The sequence below is a fragment of the Olsenella intestinalis genome (genome assembly GCF_023276655.1).
Lineage (GTDB): Bacteria > Actinomycetota > Coriobacteriia > Coriobacteriales > Atopobiaceae > Olsenella_J > Olsenella_J intestinalis.
Window position 1 is genome coordinate 695,051 of record NZ_JALGRK010000001.1, and the last position, 21,426, is coordinate 716,476.

The 21,426-nt window shown below is 66.4% G+C and carries 12 protein-coding genes; all 12 read left to right on the forward strand.

Annotated features, from left to right (window positions below; translation table 11 throughout):
* The first annotated feature begins 233 nt into the window (after positions 1–233).
* The 12 genes from M5D76_RS02740 (at position 234) to secY (ending at position 21,426) form a co-directional block, all read left to right on the forward strand.
* Positions 234–2,273, forward strand: a complete 2,040-nt coding sequence (locus M5D76_RS02740) for a hypothetical protein (RefSeq protein ID WP_248921853.1) — start codon at positions 234–236, stop codon at positions 2,271–2,273.
* A 124-nt stretch (positions 2,274–2,397) separates the two neighbouring features.
* Entirely contained in the window at positions 2,398–15,648 is a 13,251-nt protein-coding gene (locus M5D76_RS02745) for a Cna B-type domain-containing protein (protein WP_248921854.1), read from the forward strand.
* Between the two features lie 58 nt (positions 15,649–15,706).
* The gene (locus tag M5D76_RS02750; RefSeq protein WP_248921855.1) at positions 15,707–16,396 is read left to right on the forward strand and encodes a SpaA isopeptide-forming pilin-related protein; all 690 of its coding nucleotides are present in this window, start codon (positions 15,707–15,709) and stop codon (positions 16,394–16,396) included.
* Positions 16,397–16,685: 289 nt separating this feature from the next.
* The gene (gene rplE / locus M5D76_RS02755; protein ID WP_248921856.1) at positions 16,686–17,243 is read left to right on the forward strand and encodes a 50S ribosomal protein L5; all 558 of its coding nucleotides are present in this window, start codon (positions 16,686–16,688) and stop codon (positions 17,241–17,243) included.
* Positions 17,244–17,300: 57 nt separating this feature from the next.
* Positions 17,301–17,486 carry a type Z 30S ribosomal protein S14 gene (locus M5D76_RS02760; RefSeq protein ID WP_032110525.1) on the forward strand — a complete coding sequence of 62 codons (186 nt, stop codon included), beginning with the start codon at positions 17,301–17,303 and terminating at the stop codon, positions 17,484–17,486.
* A gap of 87 nt (positions 17,487–17,573) precedes the next feature.
* Positions 17,574–17,972 carry a 30S ribosomal protein S8 gene (gene rpsH, locus M5D76_RS02765; RefSeq protein ID WP_248921857.1) on the forward strand — a complete coding sequence of 133 codons (399 nt, stop codon included), beginning with the start codon at positions 17,574–17,576 and terminating at the stop codon, positions 17,970–17,972.
* Between the two features lie 28 nt (positions 17,973–18,000).
* Positions 18,001–18,537, forward strand: a complete 537-nt coding sequence (gene rplF / locus M5D76_RS02770; RefSeq protein WP_248921858.1) for a 50S ribosomal protein L6 — start codon at positions 18,001–18,003, stop codon at positions 18,535–18,537.
* A 62-nt stretch (positions 18,538–18,599) separates the two neighbouring features.
* Complete coding sequence (rplR, locus tag M5D76_RS02775) at positions 18,600–18,968, forward strand: 50S ribosomal protein L18 (protein ID WP_248921859.1); 369 nt, start codon at positions 18,600–18,602, stop codon at positions 18,966–18,968.
* A gap of 11 nt (positions 18,969–18,979) precedes the next feature.
* Positions 18,980–19,501, forward strand: coding sequence for a 30S ribosomal protein S5 (rpsE, locus tag M5D76_RS02780; protein ID WP_248921860.1), 522 nt, complete (start codon positions 18,980–18,982; stop codon positions 19,499–19,501).
* A 2-nt stretch (positions 19,502–19,503) separates the two neighbouring features.
* Complete coding sequence (gene rpmD / locus M5D76_RS02785) at positions 19,504–19,692, forward strand: 50S ribosomal protein L30 (protein WP_248921861.1); 189 nt, start codon at positions 19,504–19,506, stop codon at positions 19,690–19,692.
* A 10-nt stretch (positions 19,693–19,702) separates the two neighbouring features.
* Complete coding sequence (gene rplO / locus M5D76_RS02790) at positions 19,703–20,152, forward strand: 50S ribosomal protein L15 (RefSeq protein ID WP_248921862.1); 450 nt, start codon at positions 19,703–19,705, stop codon at positions 20,150–20,152.
* A complete protein-coding gene (gene secY / locus M5D76_RS02795; protein ID WP_248921863.1) occupies positions 20,146–21,426 on the forward strand; it encodes a preprotein translocase subunit SecY in 1,281 nt (426 codons plus the stop codon). Before rplO ends, secY begins: the two co-directional genes overlap by 7 nt.

Here is a 21,426-nt window from a genome sequence, read left to right on the forward strand (position 1 = left end):
GCAGGCGTGTTGTCCGAGCCTGGCGTCACGGGGCCGCGCTTTGGGGGCACGCTCTTCTCGGCGAACACCTGTGCTGCGCTCGCGGTTTGTACACATCGTTCGTCCTGTCGAATGTGCGGAGAATGGTCGATTTCAGGCAAAATGGTGTTGTGCGAGAGTATCGTTTCTGCAGTTTGCAATTTTTTTGACTATTTCTCGTCCACGAGCTGGGCGAAGGGATTTGGAGAGGAACTATGAGCGGACGTTCGCGGGCGCCTCGTGTGCTGGTCGCACTCTGCGCCGTCGTGGTTGCCGTCATTCTCGGACAGGCGCGAGTCGCCCTTGCCGACGAGGGGCTTCGCGTCGAGGGCATGGACTACTTCTACGGCAGCTCGGCCGCAGCCGGCTCGGCTGACTCGTCCGTGGACATCCTGAGCGTGAGCGGTGCGGCGAACCAGACCGTCTACGTCGAGATGGATCGCGATGGCGTGACGATCGCGAGCCACCTGGCGTTCACGCTTGGCGACTCCACGGCCAAGCGCGACGGCGCGGGCCGCTACGTGGGCGTCGTCAGCGCCAAGATCGCAAACTTCCAGCCCATGTCGACCTATGGCGTCCGCGTGTTCGCCGACCGCGAGCAGACCCAGTCGCTCTTCGAGGGGAGCATCACGCCCGTCTTTGCCGACCTGGATGGCGCGCCGCGCAGGCTGCTCGCGCTGCGAACGGTTGCGATCGGCGGCGACCGCGCGTTCACGGCCCCTGCGAACGTCACGTTCGGCAACGCCACCTACAAGCTCGCCAATGACGCGCCCGTCTCCGAGGCGCCCCTCGCCTTCTCCTACACGCAGTCCGACGCCGCCGAGCCCATCGACGGCGTCGTTCGCTATGTCGACGCGCAGGGCAAGGTCCTCAGGGCCGACTCGATCAGGGGCATCGCCAAGGGTGAGCACCGCAGCGTTCCCGTCCCCTCCGTCATCACGGTGGAGGAGGAGGGCGCCTCTGCCTCGTGGTGGCGCACCGTGGGATACGCTGGGTCGGTCAACGCGTCCTATCCCGGCGTGAGCGACTTCACCGTGCGCTGCGTCCCGCTCGCCTCGGGTGAGGGCTCGGCCAACGCGGGCAACTACTACTTCGCGGGCATTCGCTTCGTCGACGCCGCGACTGGCAGGCGCGTGCTCGCCCCGTCTGACGAGGCCGCGTCGACCTACGACGACTCCCTCAACGTGTGCGGCCGCTACCTCTACACGCCGCCCACCAGGCTCTTCGCGACGGACGCCGATGGCGTTGCCCAGACCTACGTGCTGAACGCCGCCGCCTCGCACCTCTCCGACGCGGGTGCGCTCGAGCTCGACTCGGCGAAGGACGGCGTGACCGACGGCTTCAAGGCCTTCGACGTCACCTACGACAGGCAGCCGTCGGATGCGGCGACCACCTGGACCGTCGTGATCGTGAACGGCGCGGCCGACCCCAAGGGCTCCGACCGCGAGATCGCCCGTCGCCAGTTCGAGGTCAGGCCCGGCGAGACCGCGACCTTCACGCCTGACGCCACGCTTGCGGTCGGCGACAGGACGTTCGTGCCGGTGACCTCGACCAAGGAGAGCTACAGCTACACCTTCGGCGCCGCCGGTCAGGACCCCGTGACCTACGTCTACTACGTGCCCGACGACTACGTGGCGCCTGCGCCCTACGACGTCACGGTGCGCTACGTGAACTACGCGACGGGCGAGGTGCTGGCCGAGAAGAGCGTGACGTCGCGCCCCGAGCTTCGCGACGAGCTCGAGATCGACTCGCCCGAGAGCTTCTTTGCCGGCGACACCGAGTACGTGAGGCTGGCCGGGCAGGAGGAGCCCATCTGGCACAGCTACTACTCGAGCGCTCGCGCCTACACCATCTACTACCGCGACTCCTCCGATGACCTCGCCGCCGCGCGCATCGTTCGCGTTCGCGTGATCTACGCAGACGGCACGCAGGCCGCCGGCACGACCACGTCGACGTCTGACGGTGTGACCACGGTCACGGTGCCCTCCACCGAGGCGGCGCTCACCGCCGTCGACGGTGCCGGTGCCTCGGGCATGGCCGACGGGTCGGGTGCGGACACCAACGAGGTCCGCATCGAGGACAACGAGACCCCGCTCGCGCAGATGGACCCGCTCGGGCCGTGGCAGACCATGCCCGCCTGGCAGAGGCCGGTCGCGCTTGCCGGGATCGGCGCGGGCATCGTCGCCGTGCTCCTCGTGGCGTTCCTGCTGATGCGCAGGCGCAGGAGTGACGAGGGCGAAGGCGAGCAGGAGTAAGGGTTCGGCGTCGGGCGAGTCGTCTCGTCCGACGTCGTCGTATCGACAGGAAACGAGCCGGGCGGCGCCAGGCGCCCAAGGCCAAGAGGATATGAGCATGCGTATGTACAGGCAGGATGACAAGATGACAAGGCACAGGACGATGCGGTTCCGCAGGGCGATCGCCGTCCTTCTGACCGTGGCGATGGTTTCGACCCAGACGCCCTTGGGCTATGCGGCCGATCGCGTCGCGCAGGGCGACCAGGGCCAGTCCGGCCAGGCGCAGTCCGCGACCGCGGCGAACGTGACGGCCGATGCCGCCCAGGAGGGCACCGTCGACCTCTCGCTCTCGTTCGACCATGCCTACGTCGAGGTCGACGGCCAGACCGTCTCGGCGCCCGCGACCAAGGTCAGCCTGCCCGCCGGCAAGGACGCCTCCGTCGTCGCCCATGCCGACGACGGCTACTCCGTCTCCCAGGTGACGCTCGCCTCCGGCGCCTCCTCCTCCACGCTCGCGCCCGAGGCCGACGGCACGTACCACATCTCCGCCGACCAGCTCGCGGGCGGTGCCACGCTCTCGGTGGCGGCCACCGCGCAGCAGTCCGAGCAGGCGACCACCTCCGCCGTCCCCCTCGACCAGCAGAAGAAGGACGAGTTCACCTACGAGGACGACGCGGTCAAGGTCACCGCCAAGCTCGAGAAGAGCGGCGCGATCCCGGCCGACGCCACGCTCAGGGTCCGTCAGGTCCAGCCGAGCGACGGCGACTACAACTACGGCGCCTACCTCGACGCGCTCAACAAGGGTGCCGAGGCCTCCAAGAAGCACAACGAGAAGAACACGCTGCTCTATGACGTGGCGTTCCTCACGCGTGACGCTGACGGCAACGAGGTCGAGGTCCAGCCCGCCGAGGGTTCCGTCAACGTCTCGTTCGAGTTCAAGCAGGGCCAGATCTCGCGCGAACTCTCGGCTGACAAGGCCTCTGACGTGACCGTCTCGCATCTGCCGCTCGCAGACGACGCCCGCCGCAGCGCCAAGACCACGGCGGAGGCGAGGCAGATCTCGTCCGACGACGTGACCGTCGAGACGCTCACCGGCTCCGACGTGCGCGCCAAGGGCTCCGACGCCATCGAGGTCAAGACCGAGAGCCTGTCGGTCTTCGCGCTCAGCTACACCGTCGACTTCACCTACGACGGCTACTCGTTCTCGCTTCCCGGCGAGGGCTCGATCAAGCTGGGCGAGCTCTTCTCGGCACTCGGCATCTCCGCGAGCGCGGCGGACGCCACGTCGGTCACCTTCTCCAACCCCGACCTCGTCGAGGTCGAGCGCGACGGCTCCGACTGGCGCCTCACGAGCCGCGAGCCGTTCCTGACGCGCGAGGTGCTGAGGGTGGGCATGGCCGACGGCTCGACCTACGTGATCGACGTGACCGACGCGCAGACGTCGACCGACCTCGCGGCGTTTCTGACTGATGCCACCATCGTCGCGCCCACCAACGACAAGGGCGAGTACGTGGTCGTGCCGGGCACGAGCTACTCGTTCAAGCTCTCGTTCCACGAGAACAAGAGCCTGCAGTTCCCGGACGACGGCCGCACCATGACCTACAAGCTGCCCCAGGGGCTCAGCGCCGACGGTCACGAGGGCAAGTTCGACGTCAAGGTCAACGACGGCGGCACCGTCTACACCGTGGGCGGCAACAGCTACCACATCACGGGCGACACGCTCTACCTCAACCTCAACACCTCCGACCCCAACTTCTCGCACCTGAGCGCCGCGAGCAACCTCGCCTTCACGCTCTCGTTCGAGGGCTCCATCGCCGAGGACGCCAAGAAGATCCACTTCTCCGACGGGGTCGAGAAGAGCGTGGACGTCGACACCTCGAACAGCGTCACGGCCTCCAAGTCGGCCGTGGTCAACAAGGACAGGGGCACCGTCGACTACACGGTTGCCATCGTGTCGAAGGGCCACAGCAAGAACGTCAAGGTGCACGACGCCATTGAGGGCAGCGTGCTCACGCTTGATGCATCCTCGGTCCGCGCGACTTCGAACAAGGGGCATGCGGTCGACCTCAAGGGTGGCGCCTCCGGCAACACCCTCGACTACACGATCCCCGAGATGGCGGACGGCGAGGTCGTCACCCTCACGTACTCCGCCAAGATCGACGTGAGCAAGATCCCCGTGCATGACGGCAAGGTCATCACGAGCGGCACCAACAAGGTCAGCGTCAAGAGCGACGGCGACCCGACCCCGCACGACACCGAGATCCACACCACGATCGACTACACGCCCGACGTCTCCAAGGCAACGGGCACCCTCGTCGGCGAGAACGGCCACACCAAGACGCTGCAGTGGAAGATCGACGCCAACGGCGAGCAGCACGTCTCGATGGCGAACATGAGGATCACCGACACCATCGACGAGGGCTCCCGCCAGATCATGAAGTACTCCGGCGACGGCATCCAGGTGAAGGTGATCGAGGGCAGCAACGTCGTGCGCATCGACAACGTGCCCTGGTCGGAGCTCGCCCAGAAGTCCGACAGCGAGTGGGCCTATGTCGTTCCCGCCAAGGACGCCGGCCACGCCTACCACTACGAGATCACCTACACGACCGACGTCGACCTCACGGGCAAGACCGGCGTGACGAACGTCAAGAACACGGTCACGACCGACGGCGGCAAGTCCTCCACCGCGGAGGGACACCCCACGCCCATCGGCGACAACGACGTCCAGGTCTACAAGAGCGCCGAGAAGGTCGACTTCGAGAACCGAGAGATCAGCTGGAAGAGCGACTTCACGGTTCCCACCGAGGGGCTCACCGACGCCGTGCTCACCGACTACTATCCCAACCAGTGGTACCAGAAGCGCCTGATCATCGAGAGGGCGAACCACGACAGCATCAAGGTGAGCGGCCTGCTTCCCGGCGAGTCCTACACCGTCGACTACGCCAACAACGCGAACGAGCGCTTCGGCGAGGACCGCTGCATCATCACCTTCTACCAGGACGAGGCCCACACCACGCCGGGCCTGCGCGGTGGCAAGCAGCGCACCGTCACCGTCGAGCTCAAGACCCAGATCTCTGACGAGCTCCTCGAGGCGGCCAAGACCGACCAGAGCAGGGAGCAGCGCCAGAACATGGTGACGCTCGAGGTCAACGGCACCACCAAGCAGGCGACGGCCCAGACCATGGTCACCGCGCCAGCCGTCAGCAAGAAGGTCCAGCCCTGGGGCACCCGCAAGGTCGGCAACTCCTACCTACCCATATATAAGTACGAGGTCGTGCTGGCCCGCCCCACGACCGACACCGAGACCGTCTACGACGAGTTCGACACGTCGCTGCTCGAGCCCTACGAGACCGACGACAACGTGTGGGACGGATCCTGGTACGTCTTCGGGGGCAGCACCTGGTCGCAGTCCGATCGCGGCGGGCAGTTCTCGCACGTCATGACCGACAAGGGCATGCGCTTCGACGTCCCCTCCGACGCCCTGCCGAGGGACAACTCCAACGGCGGCCAGCTCTACGACCACTACAAGCTCGTGTACTACCTCACCGTGAAGGACGAGGCGGCGCTGCACAAGCTCATCGACAAGTCGGTCAACTCGTCAGACCACAAGGCATGGATCCACAACGGCGTCTCGTGGGAGGACCACACCGACGGCGCCGACATCGACTACGAGTACCAGGCCCTCAAGAAGGAGATGCTCACGCCCGAGTCCGAGCTCTCCAAGACCGACGAGGACGTGCGCGCGAAGTTCCGCGTCACCCTCAACCCCGCCGGCGTCATGCTCAACGACGGCAACCCGCTCACGATGACCGACACCGTCGACCACCTGAGCGTCGACCCCGAGTCGATCAAGGCGTCCGTCCCGGGCGTCACGTGGGACGTCCAGGGGCACACGGTCACCTACAAGATCCCCGACGCCACGCCCGTGACCATCGAGTACGAGGCGCACGTCGTGTTCTCCGAGGCGGCCCAGGCCGGCGAGACCAAGAGCGTGACCTTCTCGAACAAGGCCGAGATGAGCGGCTACAAGCAGGACGTCGAGAAGACCGCGTACCGCAAGAACAGCGGCACCGCGACGGCGTCCGTCCCCTCGGTCAAGCTCCTCAAGTACGAGGCTGGCAACATGGGCGAGCGCCTCGGGGGCGCGACGTTCGCTCTTCTCGACGAGCACAAGCAGCCGGTGGAGGGCAATTCCGGCGCCGTGACCTTCACGACGAAGGCGGACGGCACGGCCACCATCCGCGGCGACCAGGCCGGCCAGGGCTGGACGCTCGACGAGGGCAAGCAGTACTACCTGCGCGAGACGCACGCGCCGCAGGGCCACATGCTCACGGGCGACGACATCCCGTTCAAGATCACGCTGGACGGCACGTCCGATCCCGACCACGGCATCTACGAGATGGGCGACACCCTGACGGTGAAGAACTATCCCGGCACCGACGTGCACGTCGAGAAGAGCTGGTCCGACGGCAGCGCACGCCACGGCTCCGACAGCGTCGTCGTGCGGCTGCAGCAGCGCATCGCGGGCGGCGACTGGTCCGACACCATTCGCGAGCACGTGGGCGACGCCGACACCGCGTGGACCGACACGCCCGCCAAGGACCTGACCATCAGCGCGGGCACGAACTGGGAGGGCTCCTTCAAGAATCTGCCGCTCGCGGTCCCCGCGTCGCTCTCCGACCCCGACGCCGACGACGTGTCGGTCGAGTACCGCGTGATCGAGACGCAGGTCAACGGCAAGGCTCCCGAGGAGGGCACGAGCGACGTGAAGGTCGTGCCGCCCAGCTCCGAGGACGGCTCGTACCTCGTCAAGGTGACCAACACGCCGAAGGTCGAGCTGACCGAGGCCAGCGTCAACAAGGTGTGGGACGACGCCGACAACCAGGACGGCAAGCGCCCCGGTGAGGTCAAGGTGACGCTCACGGCGAACGGCGCCAGGACCGAGCACACCGAGACGCTGAGCGAGGGCAACGGCTGGTCTGCGAAGGTCGCCGACCTGCCCAAGACCGACGACGCCGGGCACGAGATCGACTACGCCTGGGTGGAGGACACCGTGCCCGGCGGCTACGCCGTCTCCGGCAACACCAAGGACGGCACCGTCACCACGATCACGAACCGTCACGTGCCCGAGAAGACGAGCGCCACCGTCAAGAAGGCCTGGGCCGACGCCGACAACCAGGACGGCAAGCGCCCGCAGGAGATCTCCGTCGACCTTCTCGCCAACGGCAAGACGGTTCGCACCGTGACGCTCTCCGAGAAGGGCGGCTGGACCCAGACGGTGGGCGACCTGCCCGTCTATGAGGGTGGCAATAAGATCGACTACACGTGGAGCGAGGAGTCGCTTCCCAACGGCTACGAGCTTGGCGGCAGCGCGACCTCGGGCACCGTCACCACGATCACCAACCGCCACACGCCCGAGACCGTGGGCGCAAGGGTCCTGAAGGTCTGGGACGACGTCGACGACCTTGAGGGCTTCAGGCCGAAGACCATCGACGTCGAGCTCCGCGCGGGCTCGCGCGTCGTGAGGACCGCGACGCTCTCGGCCGACAACGGCTGGTCGGCTTCCGCCGAGGGCCTGCCCAAGTACGAGGGCGGCCACGAGGTCGCCTACAGCTGGGCTGAGGGTAGCGTGCCCTCGGGCTACCAGCTCTCCACCTCCGTCGAGGGCGACACCACGACCCTGACCAACACGCACACCCCCGAGACGACCTCGGCCTCCGTCAAGAAGGTCTGGTCGGACGACAACAACCAGGACGGCAAGCGCCCCCAGAGCATCACGGTGACGCTGACCGCGAACGGGAAGAAGACCGACCGGACCGTGACGCTCTCCGACGACAACGGCTGGAGCGCCACCCTCGACGGCCTGCAGAAGTACCAGGGCGGCAAGGCCGTCACGTACGGCTGGTCCGAGGATGCCCTGCCCGACGGCTACGAGCTCACCGGCACCGCGACCGACGCCGGCGTCACCACGCTCACGAACTCCCGCGGCTCCGAGAAGACCGAGGCCACCGTGCGCAAGGTCTGGGCCGATGCCGACAACCAGGACGGCAAGCGCCCGAGCGAGATCCGCGTGACGCTCACGGCGAATGGCCAGAAGACCGACCGCACCGTGACGCTCTCCGCCGCCAACAACTGGACGGCCAAGGTCGACGGCCTCGACCGCAACAAGGACGGCAAGCCTATCGCCTACGCCTGGGACGAGGGCGACGCGCCCGCCGGCTACCAGCTCACCAACACGGCCACCACGGGCACCGTCACCACGCTCACCAACACGCACGAGGTCGAGAAGACCAAGGCCTCCGTCAAGAAGGTCTGGGCCGACGCCGACAACCAGGACGGCAAGCGCCCTGCCGCGATCGTTGTCACCCTGCAGAAGAAGGTCGGCGGCGCCGACTGGGCCGACGCCACCCTCTCCGGCGCGGTGGTCGAGCGCACGCTCTCCGCCGACAACGGCTGGTCCGCCTCCGTCGACGAGCTGCCTGCCTTCGAGGGCGGCCAGAAGGTCGCCTACGGCTGGGCCGAGAAGGACGTGCCCGAGGGCTACAAGCGCACGACCGACACCAAGGACGGCGCCACGACCCTGACCAACACCCACGAGGCCGAGAAGACCGAGGCGACGGTCCGCAAGGTGTGGGACGACGCCAACAACCAGGACGGCAGCCGCCCGAGCGAGATCAAGGTCACGCTCGCGGCCAACGGCAAGGCGACCGACCACACGGTCAGCCTCTCCGACGCCAACGGCTGGACCGCGACCGTGAGCGACCTTCCCGCCTTTGCGGGCGGCCAGAAGGTTACCTACACCTGGAGCGAGGACGCCCTGCCCGCCGGCTACGCCATCTCCGGCACGGCGGCCGACGGCACCGTGACCACGATCACCAATAAGCACGACACCGAGACGACGGGCGCGAGCGTCCGCAAGGTCTGGGTCGACGCCAACGACCAGGACGGCGCGCGCCCGGCCTCGATCGTCGTGACGCTCCAGAAGAGCGTGGGCGGCGCGGCCGCGACGGACGTGACCGAGGGCGACAAGCCCGTCGAGCGCACGCTTTCCGCCGACAACGGCTGGTCCGCCTCCGTCGACGGCCTGCCTGCCTTCGAGGGCGGGCGCGAGGTCGCCTACAGCTGGGTCGAGAAGAGCGTGCCCTCGGGCTATACGCTCGCCACTGACACCAAGGGCGGTACCACGACCCTGACCAACACCCACGAGGCCGAGAAGACCGAGGCCTCCGTCAAGAAGGTGTGGGACGACGCCAACGACCAGGACGGCAGGCGCCCCGCAAGCATCAAGGTGGCTCTTCTCGCCAACGGCGAGAAGGTCGACGAGGTGACGCTCGACGCCAAGAACGGCTGGTCTGCCAAGGTCTCCGGCCTCGACAAGAAGGCCGCGGGCATGGACATCGCCTACATCTGGGACGAGGGCGACGCGCCCGCGGGTTACAGGCTCGTCTCGAACACGCTCGACGGCACCATGACCACGCTCACCAACAAGCATGACGTGGAGAAGACCAAGGCCACCGTCAAGAAGGTGTGGGACGACGCCGACAACCAGGACGGCATCCGCCCGAGCGAGCTGAAGGTCCGCCTCTCGAGCGGCCAGGAGGTCACCCTCAATGACGGCAACGACTGGAGTGCGACCGTCGACGACCTGCCCGTCTATGCGGGCGGCCAGAAGGTTACCTACACGTGGAGCGAGGCGGGCCTGCCCACCGGCTACGAGCTCACCAAGAGCGAGACCGACGGCGAGCTGACCACGATTACGAATACGCACGAGGTCGAGAAGACCGAGGCCTCCGTCAAGAAGGTGTGGGACGACGCCAACGACCAGGACGGCAAGCGCCCGTCGAGCATCAAGGTGGCTCTTCTCGCCGACGGCACGCGTGTCGACGAGGTGACGCTCGACGCTTTGAACGGCTGGTCCGCGAAGGTCAGCAACCTCGACAAGAAGGCCGCCGGCAAGGACATCACCTACACCTGGGACGAGGGCGAGGAGCCCGCGGGCTACAGGCTCGTCTCGAACGCGACCGAGGGCACGGTCACGACGCTCACGAACAAGCACGACGTCGAGAAGACCAGCCTCTCCGTCAAGAAGGTCTGGGATGACGCCGAAAACCAGGACGGCAAGCGCCCCGGCGAGCTCAAGGTCGCGCTCAAGGCCGGCGACGCAAAGGTCGGCGAGGTGACCCTCTCCGACGCGAACGGCTGGTCCGCCGAGATCGGCAACCTGCCCGTCTTCGCGGGCGGCGAGCGCATCGACTACGCCTGGAGCGAGGAGGCCCTGCCCCAGGGCTATGCGCTCTCCGGTACCGCGACCGAGGGCACCGTCACGACGCTCACCAACACCCACGAGACCGAGACGACCGGCGCCAGCGTGCGCAAGGTCTGGGCTGACGCCAACGATCAGGACGGCAAGCGTCCCGAGTCCATCGTCGTGACGCTCCAGAAGAGCGTGGACGGCGCCGCGGCCACGGACGTGACGGCCGACGGCAAGCCCGTCGAGCGCACGCTCTCGGCCGAGGGCGGCTGGAAGGCCTCCGTCGACGGCCTGCCCAAGTACGAGGGCGGCAAGCTGGTCGCCTACAGCTGGGCCGAGAAGAGCGCGCCCTCGGGCTACCAGCTCACGACCGACACCAAGGACGGCGCCACGACCCTGACCAACACCCACGAGGTCGAGAAGACCGAGGCTTCCGTCGCCAAGGTGTGGGACGACGCCAACAACCAGGATGGCAAGCGCCCCGCAACGCTGGAGGTTGCTCTTCTCGCCAACGGGAGGGAGAGCGGCCAGAAGGTGACGCTCTCCGACGCCAACGGCTGGAAGGCCAAGGTCGAGGGGCTCGACAAGTACCAGGGCGGCAAGGAGGTCGCCTACACCTGGAGCGAGGCGAGCCTGCCCGATGGCTACAGCCTCACGGGTGAGGCGAGTGCCGCGGGCGTGACCACGCTCACCAACTCCTACCAGCCCGAGCAGACGTCGGCCACCGTGCGCAAGGCCTGGGACGATGCGAACGACCAGGACGGCACGCGCCCCGGGAGCATCGCGGTCACGCTGCTCGCCGACGGCGAGCCGACCGAGCACACCGCCACGCTCTCCCAGGAGAACAAGTGGACGGCGACCGTCTCCGGCCTCGACAAGATGCGCGACGGCCGCGCCATCTCCTACACCTGGCGCGAGGATGAGGTCCCCGAGGGCTACGCCGAGACCACGGCGACCGCGGGTGCGACCACCACGATCACCAACAGCCACGAGCCCGCCAAGACCGAGGCCAGCGTCCGCAAGGTCTGGGACGACGACTCGAGCGCCGGCGCGCACCGCCCGCAGTCGCTCGACGTGCACCTGCTCGCCAATGGCCAGCAGGCCAAGGACGCGTCCGGGGCGGACATCGTGGCTCGTCTCGACCAGTCCAACAACTGGAGCGCGACGGCGCGCGACCTGCCCGCCAACGCGCAGGGCAAGGCCATCGCCTACACCTGGCGCGAGGGCGACGTGCCCGCCGGCTACAAGCTGGTGGACGAGAAGAGCGACGCCGGCGTGACCACGCTCACCAACGCCTACGACGCCTCTGCCAAGCTGACCTTCAAGGGCAGCAAGCACATGTCCGGCCGCCCGTTCGTGGCCGGCGACGACTACACGTTCACCGTGACCGCCGACGACGCCAAGGCGCCGCTGCCCGAGAGGCCGAGCGTCCACATCGCACCCACGACGGGTGAGACGGCCGCGCTCGACTTCGGCGACGTGAGCTTCACGCTGGCCGACGCGGGCAAGACCTACACCTACACGGTCACCGAGTCCGGCAGCGCCGCCGGCGTCACCAACGACAGCGCCAAGACCGTCAAGGTCAGCGTCGCCGACGCGGGCGACGGCACCCTCAAGGTGACGACCGTCGAGGGCGATGCCGCCAAGCTCGACTTCACCAACACCTACGAGGCCACGGGCATGCTCGAGCTCAAGGGCACCAAGTCCATGGAGGGCCGCGAGCTCGCCGAGGGCGACCACTTCGAGTTCGACGTCGCCGAGAAGGGCGGAAAGACCGTCACCGTGGGCAACACGGGCTCCAAGATCGACTACCCGACGCTGAGCTACACCCTCGCCGACCTTGGCACCCACACCTACACGGTGAGCGAGCACAAGGTCGACAAGGACGGCGTCAAGAGCGACGGCCGCACCTACACCATGGTCGTGACCGTCGCCGACGAGGTGCGCGACGGCAAGCTCGAGGTCACGAGCGCCGGCGCCGACCCGCAGGGCCTCGACTTCAAGAACACCTACGAGGCCACGGGCGAGTTCCCGCTCGAGGCGCACAAGACCATCGAGGGCCGCGACTTCGGCGCGGGCTCCGAGGCCGACCGCTATACCTTTACGGTCACGTCCGCCGACGCCGGTGCCCCCATGCCGGAGCGCACCTCCGTCACCATCGAGCCCACCTCGGGCCGCGAGGCCGCCGTGGACTTCGGCTCGATCGACTTCAAGCTCGCCGACGCGGGCAAGACCTTCACCTACACCGTCACCGAGTCCGGCACGGTGGCCGGCGTCACGAACGCCTCCGCCAAGACCGTGACGCTCAAGGTGACCGACGACGGCCAGGGCCGCCTCAAGGTCGAGCGCACGGGCGGCGACGAGCTGCCGCTTGCCTTCGACAACACCTACGACGCCTCCGGCACCGCGACCGTCCAGGCGACCAAGTCCCTCTCCGGCCGCGCGTGGAAGGCGGGGGAGGCCTACGCCTTCACGCTGAGCGCACGCCCCGGCACGCCGATGCCCGAGCGCACCCGCGCCGTGGCGACCGCCCAGGACACGCCCGCCGACTTCGGCCCCATCTCCTACACGCTCGCCGACGCCGGCAAGACCTTCGACTACACGATCGCCGAGGTCCTGCCCACCGACGACAATGGCAAGGCCTTGACCGAGAAGGACGGCGTCACGTACACGTCCGACACCCACACCGCCCACGTCAGCGTGAGCGACAAGGGCGACGGCACGCTGACCACCAAGGTCACCTACGACGACGGCGCGACGGCGGCCCCCACGTTCACCAACCGCTACGCCGCGACCGGCTCGGTCGACCTCACGGCCATCAAGCGCATCGAGAACCGCGAGTTCTCCGACCTCGACTCCTACACCTTCACGGTGACGGCCGACGCGGCCAACCCCGGCGCGCCGCTGCCCGAGCACCCCAGCGTGACCATCAACCCGCGCGAGGGCCACTCGACCACGGTCGACTTCGGCAGCATCGCCTACACCCTCGACGACGCAGGCAAGACCTTCTCGTACGACGTGACGGAGTCCGGCACGGTCGCGGGCGTCACCAACGACTCGCGCACCCACCGCGTCCAGGTCAGCGTGAGCGACGCGGGCGACGGAACCCTTGCGGTCGAGAAGAGCTACCTCGTCGACGGCAAGGCGGCTTCCACGCTCATCTTCTCCAACGACTACGAGGCCGCGGGCTCCTATGAGCTCCACGCGACCAAGACTATGGTCGGCCGCGACTTCAACGAGGGTGACTCCTACACCTTCACGGTGACGCCCGACGGCACCGACGCGCCGATGCCCGAGAGGTCGAGCGTGACCATCAGCCCGCGCGAGGGCAGCCAGGCCGACGTGGACTTCGGCAAGATCGACTACACGCTTGCCAACGCCGGCAAGGCCTACACCTACACGATCTCCGAGTCCGGCACGGTCGCGGGCGTCACCAACGACGTGCGCACCCGCACGGTCACCGTCAAGGTGAGCGACAACGGCGACGGCACCCTCTCCTGTACGGACGACACCCGCGTCGACGGCGTACCCTCCAAGCAGGCCCTTACGTTCGCCAACCGCTACGCCGCCAAGGGCGAGGCGACCATCGACGCGCACAAGACGCTCGAGGGCCGCGACCTCAAGGCGGGCGAGTTCACCTTCGAGCTCGTCGATGAGACGGGCGCGGTGCTGCAGAGCGCGACCAACGCCGCCGACGGCACGGTCGCCTTCAAGCCGATCGCCTACGACCTCGCCTCGCTCGGCTCCGGCGACAGCCGCGCCAAGAGCCGCACCTTCTCCTATAAGGTTCGCGAGAAGCTCCCGGCCGGCGTCGACGCAGACCACGCCCGCCAGGACGGCATGACCTACGACACGAACGTCCGCGACGTCTCCGTCACGGTGACGGACGACGGCCGCGGCACGCTCGAGACCAAGGTCGACTACGGCCAGGGCATGACGGCCGCCGAGTTCAAGAACACGTACTTCTCGGCCACCGAGACCCTCGACTTCGAGAAGCACTACTTCGGCGCCGACAAGAACGCCTCCTTCGACTTCGAGCTGACCGCAGCCGACGACTCCTGGAAGCCGCGCACGGGCGACTCCGGCACGGTCGAGGTCGACGCCGCGAGGCGCGACTCCGTGGTCGACTCCGGCCAGGCCTTCAAGGTCGTCGCCCACAACGGCAGCTTCGACGAGAGCGGCACCGCCAAGGTCGAGCTGCCCAAGCTCGTCTACTTCGAGCCCGGCACCTACCGCTACGTGCTCGCCGAGCGCAACGACAAGGCCGCCAGCAACGACGCCGCCGTCTACCACATCACGGTCACGGTCGCGCCCGACCAGACGGCGTCCCGCACGGTCGAGCTCGTCTCGGGCGATGCGACCACGACCGTCGACACGATGGCCTTCTACAACAACGACCAGGTGACGCTTAACTTCAACTCGTCGCCGCTCGCGCCCCAGGACGATCGCTCCAGGCAGGTGAGCGTCGACCCGAAGGCCAAGAAGGTCTTCGACAACGGCACGCTCGTCTCCGGCGAGTTCGCCTTCTCGCTGCGCGACGCCTCCGGCCGCGCGCTGCAGACGGCGACCAACGACGCCCTCGGCACGGTCACCTTCGACCGCATCCTCTTTGACGCGCCGGGCACCTACGACTTCACCCTCACCGAGGACCCGGGCTCCGATGCCGGCATCGTCTACGACACGCACGCCATCGGCTACCGCGTCACGGTCACGGCGGACGAGAAGGGCGTGCTCTCGGCCAAGGAGACCTACCTCGGCCCCGACGGCAAGCCCGTCGACGAGGCGACCTTCGTCAACGACGTGCGCACCATCGAGATCCGCGGCCAGAAGCGCTCGCGCGAGGCGCCCTACGACCCGCTGCCCGGCGCGACCTACGGCATCTGGATGACCAACGCCAACGGTAACGACGTCTACATGGGAAGCGCCGTGTCCGATGCCGACGGCTACCTGCGCTACGAGGTGCCCACCACCCAGGGCGTCGCGTACTACCTGCGCGAGGAGAAGGCCCCGCACGGCCACCTCGTCGACCCGTACCCGACGGACTACTTCACCATCGGCAAGGGCACCAACGGCGCCTACTACCTCGTGTACCAGTACGACTCCGAGTTCTTCGCCCTGGTACCCGACCTCAAGGGCAGGATCTAGAAGCAGCGTCCGGGCGGGGAGTGGTCTCCCCGCCCGGCACAGACGAGAGGCACCACCAATGAAGAAGCTCAGAAGATACCTTCAGGTCATGGCCGCGCTCGCCGTCGCGGTGGCGCTCGTTCCGGCCGTCGCCCGCGCGGACGAGAAGAAGGTCCTTCTCGACTACCGACCCCAGGAGCACGCCGTCGCCGACCGCACGGTGCACTTCAACGTCAAGAAGCTCGACCGCGACACGCACGAGTACGTGCGGGGCGCGCGCCTGCAGATCATCGACAAGGAGACGGGCTCGGTCGTCGCCGAGTGGACGAGCGACGGCTCGACCGAGCAGACGGCCCGCGAGCTCGACGTCGACCACCCCTACATCCTCCACGAGGTCTCGGCGCCCGAGGGCTACAAGGTCGCCGACGACGTCGAGTTCGTCCTGCGCTCGGTCAACTTCGAGACCAAGGGCGAGGTCATCTCGGGCGCCACGACCGCGGACGGCAAGCCCAACGCCGAGTTCAACAGCATCAGCGGCAGCGAGGAGACGCAGGCCTTCCAGATCAGCCTCTTCGACGAGCACGAGGAGGGGGAGCGCACGGTCGTCCAGCATCGCGAGACGCCCAAGGAGGACAAGGACAACCGCTCCGCCGGCCGCCTGTCGCAGACGAGCGACCCCACGAACTACCTGCCCGCCATCGTGATCGCGGCCATCGGACTGATCGTGGTCATCGCGGCGATCGTCCTCAGGCGACGCAACAGGCACTAGCGAGCCCGGGCCACGAGCCCAAGCTCTTCTCGGTACCTCTGGCCCCAGCCTGGCCCCGCCGGACTGGGGTCTCGCCATGTCGGGGTGGGGCTTTCCTGCGAAGATTTGTGGAGATTCCCTTTGAGCTGGTTTTTCCCTCAGAGAAGGCCTACTATTTTACCTTGCGTCTCTAGCTAGGGGAGAGCTATGTCTCGAGCTTGACCGGCGACGCAAACGGCTCCTGCGCGCCAACGCAGGAGGTGCGAGGACAGGCCCCGCACTTAAAACCCCATGATGTAAGGAGTTGCAAATGGCAGAGAGCACCACCCCGCGCCTCAAGGAGAAGTACGCCTCCGAGATCCGCGACGAGCTGCAGAAGCAGTTCAACTACAAGAACGTCAACATGATCCCGAAGATCGAGAAGATCGTCGTGAACATGGGTGTCGGCGAGGCCGCCACCGACTCCAAGGCCATCGACGGTGCCGTCGCTGACCTGCGCGCCATCACCGGCCAGCAGCCGATGGTCACCCGCGCTCGCAAGTCCATCGCTACCTTCCACCTTCGCCAGGGCATGCCCATCGGCGCCAAGGTGACCCTTCGTGGCGACCGCATGTACGAGTTCCTCGATCGCCTCATCGCCATCGCCATCCCGCGCATCCGCGACTTCCGCGGCATCAAGGCGAACAGCTTCGACGGCCACGGCAACTTCTCCATGGGCGTCACCGAGCAGCTGATCTTCCCCGAGATCGACTTCGACAAGATCGATCGCACGCGCGGCATGGACATCACCATCGTGACCACGGCCCAGACTGACGAGGAGGGCAAGGCGCTCATCGCCGCCTTCAACTTCCCGTTCAAGAGGGACTAGTCAATACGCTTGTAAATCGCCCCGGCGAGGCCGGGGCCTCTTCCTGAAGGAGGATTTGTGGCTAAGACATCGATGATCGTCAAGGCGAACCGCGAGCCGAAGTTCTCGACGCGGAAGCAGAACCGCTGCCAGCGCTGTGGGCGTCCCCACTCCGTCTATCGCAAGTTCGGCCTCTGCCGTGTGTGCTTCCGCGAGCTGGCGAGCAAGGGCGAGCTCCCTGGCGTCCGCAAGGCTAGCTGGTAAGAAGGGGCTCTCGCGTGCAGGCGTGTGGGCCACGGGCTCACATGAACCGCATGCGCAGTTTCATCACTATCGAAGGAGAAGGAATCAATGAAGGTTACTGATCCCATCGCAGACATGCTGACGCGCATCCGCAACGCGAACGCCGCTGGCAAGCAGGAGGTCTCCATGCCCTCCAGCAAGGTGCTGGTCGAGATCGCGCGCGTCATCTGCGAGGAGGGCTACATCGAGAGCTATGAGGTCGAGGACACCAAGCCTCAGAAGACCCTGCACATCACGCTCAAGTATGGCGCCCGCAACACCAAGGTCATCCGCGGCATCCGTCGCATCTCCAAGCTTGGCCTGCGCATCTACTCCACCGCTGACGAGCTCCCCCGCGTCATGGGCGGCCTCGGCACCGCGGTGATCTCCACCTCCAAGGGTATGATGTGCGACCGCGATGCCCGCAAGCTCGGCATCGGCGGCGAGGTCATCTGCTACGTCTGGTAACTCGTCAGAATCACGATAGGAGGAGACAATGTCTCGTATTGGTAAGAAGCCTGTCACGGTTCCGGCTGGAGTCACTGTGACGATCGACGGCACCCACGTTACGGTCAAGGGCGCGAAGGGCGAGCTCAACCGCACCTTCTCCGACCTTCTGACCATCAAGCAGGAGGGCGAGGAGATCCTCGTCACCCGCAACGACGACTCGACTGAGTCCAACGCTCAGCAGGGTCTCACCCGCACCCTCATCAACAACATGGTCATCGGCGTCTCCGAGGGCTTCGAGAAGAAGCTCGAGCTCGCGGGCGTCGGCTACCGTGCCACGCTCAAGGGCAAGGATCTTGACCTCTCCCTTGGCTACTCCCACCCCGTCGTCTACGTCGCTCCCGAGGGCATCTCCTTCGAGGTCCCCGACAACACCCACATCACGGTGAAGGGCATCTCCAAGGAGCAGGTCGGCCAGGTTGCCGCCGAGATCCGCTCGAAGCGCGCTCCCGAGCCTTACAAGGGCAAGGGCATCCACTACGAGGGTGAGCACATCCGCAGGAAGCTCGGCAAGGCTGCTAAGTAGTCTCGCTGGCATATAGGAAAGACCATCACCCCGTCAGGTGGTGGCGTGGTTAAGGAGAAGGAATGGATAAGAACAAGGCAAAGCGCGCGGGCCTCATGCGTCGCAAGCGTCGCGTCCGCGCCAAGGTCTTCGGTACGGCCGAGCGTCCCCGTCTGAACGTCCGCCGCACCAACGCCAACATCTATGCCGCCGTCATCGACGATACGTGCGGCAAGACCCTCTGCTCCGCTTCGACCCTCTCTGCCGAGTTCAAGGCTGAGGGCAAGGTCGGCTCCAACAAGGAGGCCGCGGAGTTCGTCGGCAAGCTCGTTGCCGAGCGCGCCCTCGAGAAGGGCGTCACCGAGGTCACCTTCGACCGCGGTGGTCACATCTATCACGGCCGCGTCCAGGCCCTGGCAGACGCCGCTCGCGCTGCCGGCCTGAAGTTCTAGGAGGAATTTGAATGCCACGTGATCGTAAGCGCCAGAATGACTCCGATCTTCAGGAGCGCGTAGTCTACATCCACCGTGTCTCTAAGACCGTCAAGGGCGGCTCCCGCATGTCGCTCGTCGCTCTCGTCGTCGTCGGCGACGGCAAGGGCAACGTCGGCCTCGGCATGGGCAAGTCCACTGAGGTTCCCCAGGCGATCCAGAAGGGCGTCGAGGACGCGAAGAAGAACATGTTCAAGGTGGCTGTCACCGAGAGCGGTTCCGTGCCTCACCCCATCGAGGGCCGCTATGGTGCAGGCCGCATCATCATCAGGCCTGCCGTCGAGGGTACCGGCGTCATCGCCGGCGGCCCCGTCCGTCCGCTCTTCGAGCTTGCGGGCATCCGCAACGTCATCTCCAAGTCCCTTGGCACCAACAACGCCCTCAACGTCATCAAGGCTGCCGCCGAGGGCCTCAAGGAGCTTTCGACTCCCGAGATGGCCGCAGAGCGTCGCGGCATGACCGTCAGCGAGATGTTCAACGGTAAGGAGGCATAACGATGGCAGAGAAGAAGCTCACCGTTAAGCTCGTCCGCAGCGCCGTTGCGTCCGTCAAGAAGGACCAGACCCGCACTTGCTTCGCCATGGGCCTTCGCAAGATCGGCGACGTCTCCGTGCTGCCTGACAACGAGAGCGTTCGTGGAATGATCTTCAAGGTCAAGCACCTTGTTGAGGTTGAAGAGAACTAGGAGTCATCCAATGCAGCTCAAAGATCTTCGTCCCGCGGAGGGCTCCAAGAAGTCCCGCAAGCGCGTCGGCCGCGGCAACTCGTCCGGCCACGGCACCACTGCCGGTCGCGGCACCAAGGGCCAGCTCTCCCGCTCCGGTGGCGGCAAGGGCGCAGGCTTCGAGGGTGGCCAGCAGCCGCTCGCGATGCGTCTCCCCAAGCTCCCCGGCTTCACCAACCACAGCCGCGTCGAGTACGCTCCTGTGAACGTCGCCCGTCTCGAGGGCCTCTTCGCCGACGGCGACACCGTCGATGCCGAGAGCCTCATGGCCAAGGGCGTCATCAAGCACGATTACATCCCCGTGAAGGTTCTCGGGGACGGCGAGCTCACCAAGAAGCTCACCGTTAAGGTTGATAAGGTCTCCGCCTCTGCAAAGGCTAAGATCGAGGCGGCCGGAGGAAAGGTCGAGCCCGCGTGCTAAAGGGAATCGCAAACGCATTCCGCATCCCGGAGCTTAGGAACAAGATCCTGTTCACGCTTGCGATCTTGCTCCTCTACCGCTTTGGTGCCTACCTGCCTGCTCCTGGCGTGCCGTTCTCGCGCATGCTGGAGGCCTTCCAGACGGCCTCCGCGGGCAGCGGCGCCATCGCGGTGCTCAACCTGTTCTCCGGCGGTGCGCTCTCCCGTGTTTCCGTTTTCAGTCTCGGAATCATGCCCTACATCACGGCCCAGATCATCCTCCAGCTGTTCCAGGCCGTGATTCCGTCCCTCGCCGAGCTCGCCAAGGAGGGCGAGAGCGGCCAGCGCAAGATCACGCAGTACACGCGCTATCTCACGATTGTGCTCGCGACGATCAACGCGATTGGCTACCTCTTCCTCTTCAAGAGCTACGGCATCGACTTCTCGGGCATGGGCTTCCCTGAGATCATCGAGGACATCATCATCGTTGGCGTGCTCCTCACCGGTGCCATCATCATCATGTGGCTCGGCGAGCTCATCACCCAGCGAGGCATCGGCAACGGCATGTCGCTGATCATCTTCACCAACATCCTTGCCGGTCTGCCCTCCGCCCTCATCAACTCGATCAACACCTCGTCGACCGGCATGATCATCACGATCATCACCGTCGCCGTCGTGTTCGCGATCATCCCGGTGATCGTCTACATCGAGCGTGGCCAGCGCCGCATCCCGGTGCAGTACGCCAAGAGGGTCACTGGTCGCAGGATCATGGGCGGCCAGTCCACCTACCTGCCCATCAAGGTCAACACGGCTGGCGTCGTGCCCATCATCTTCGCCTCTGCGCTGCTCTACTTCCCCGCGCAGATCGCCGTGTTCTTCCCGACCGTGGGCTGGATGCAGACCTTTGCCAACACGCTCTCGACGGGCTGGGTCAACTGGACCCTCTCCGTCCTGCTGATCGTCTTCTTCGCGTACTTCTACACCTCCATGGTGTTCAACCCCGAGGAGACGGCGGACCAGCTGCGCAAGGCCGGCGGCTTCATCCCGGGCGTCCGTCCGGGCTCTGCCACCGCTGCCTACATCAAGAGCGTCCTCGACCACATCACGCTGCCGGGCGCCCTCTTCATGGCGGTGCTCGCGGTCGTCCCGTCGATCCTGTTCTCTCTGACGGGCAACGTCCTCATGCAGTCGTTCGGCGGCACCTCGGTGCTGATTCTCGTCGGCGTCGCGATGGACACCATCTCGCAGCTCGAGAGCCAGCTCAAGATGCACAACTACGAGGGCATCTTCAAGTAA

Coding starts and splice junctions, on each gene's coding strand:
- rpsE (WP_248921860.1), top strand. CDS start 18,980: ATGCCACGTGATCGTAAGCGCCAGAATGACTCCGATCTTCAGGAGCGC.
- rpmD (WP_248921861.1), top strand. CDS start 19,504: ATGGCAGAGAAGAAGCTCACCGTTAAGCTCGTCCGCAGCGCCGTTGCG.
- rplF (WP_248921858.1), top strand. CDS start 18,001: ATGTCTCGTATTGGTAAGAAGCCTGTCACGGTTCCGGCTGGAGTCACT.
- M5D76_RS02740 (WP_248921853.1), top strand. CDS start 234: ATGAGCGGACGTTCGCGGGCGCCTCGTGTGCTGGTCGCACTCTGCGCC.
- rpsH (WP_248921857.1), top strand. CDS start 17,574: ATGAAGGTTACTGATCCCATCGCAGACATGCTGACGCGCATCCGCAAC.
- rplO (WP_248921862.1), top strand. CDS start 19,703: ATGCAGCTCAAAGATCTTCGTCCCGCGGAGGGCTCCAAGAAGTCCCGC.
- rplE (WP_248921856.1), top strand. CDS start 16,686: ATGGCAGAGAGCACCACCCCGCGCCTCAAGGAGAAGTACGCCTCCGAG.
- rplR (WP_248921859.1), top strand. CDS start 18,600: ATGGATAAGAACAAGGCAAAGCGCGCGGGCCTCATGCGTCGCAAGCGT.
- M5D76_RS02750 (WP_248921855.1), top strand. CDS start 15,707: ATGAAGAAGCTCAGAAGATACCTTCAGGTCATGGCCGCGCTCGCCGTC.
- M5D76_RS02745 (WP_248921854.1), top strand. CDS start 2,398: ATGACAAGGCACAGGACGATGCGGTTCCGCAGGGCGATCGCCGTCCTT.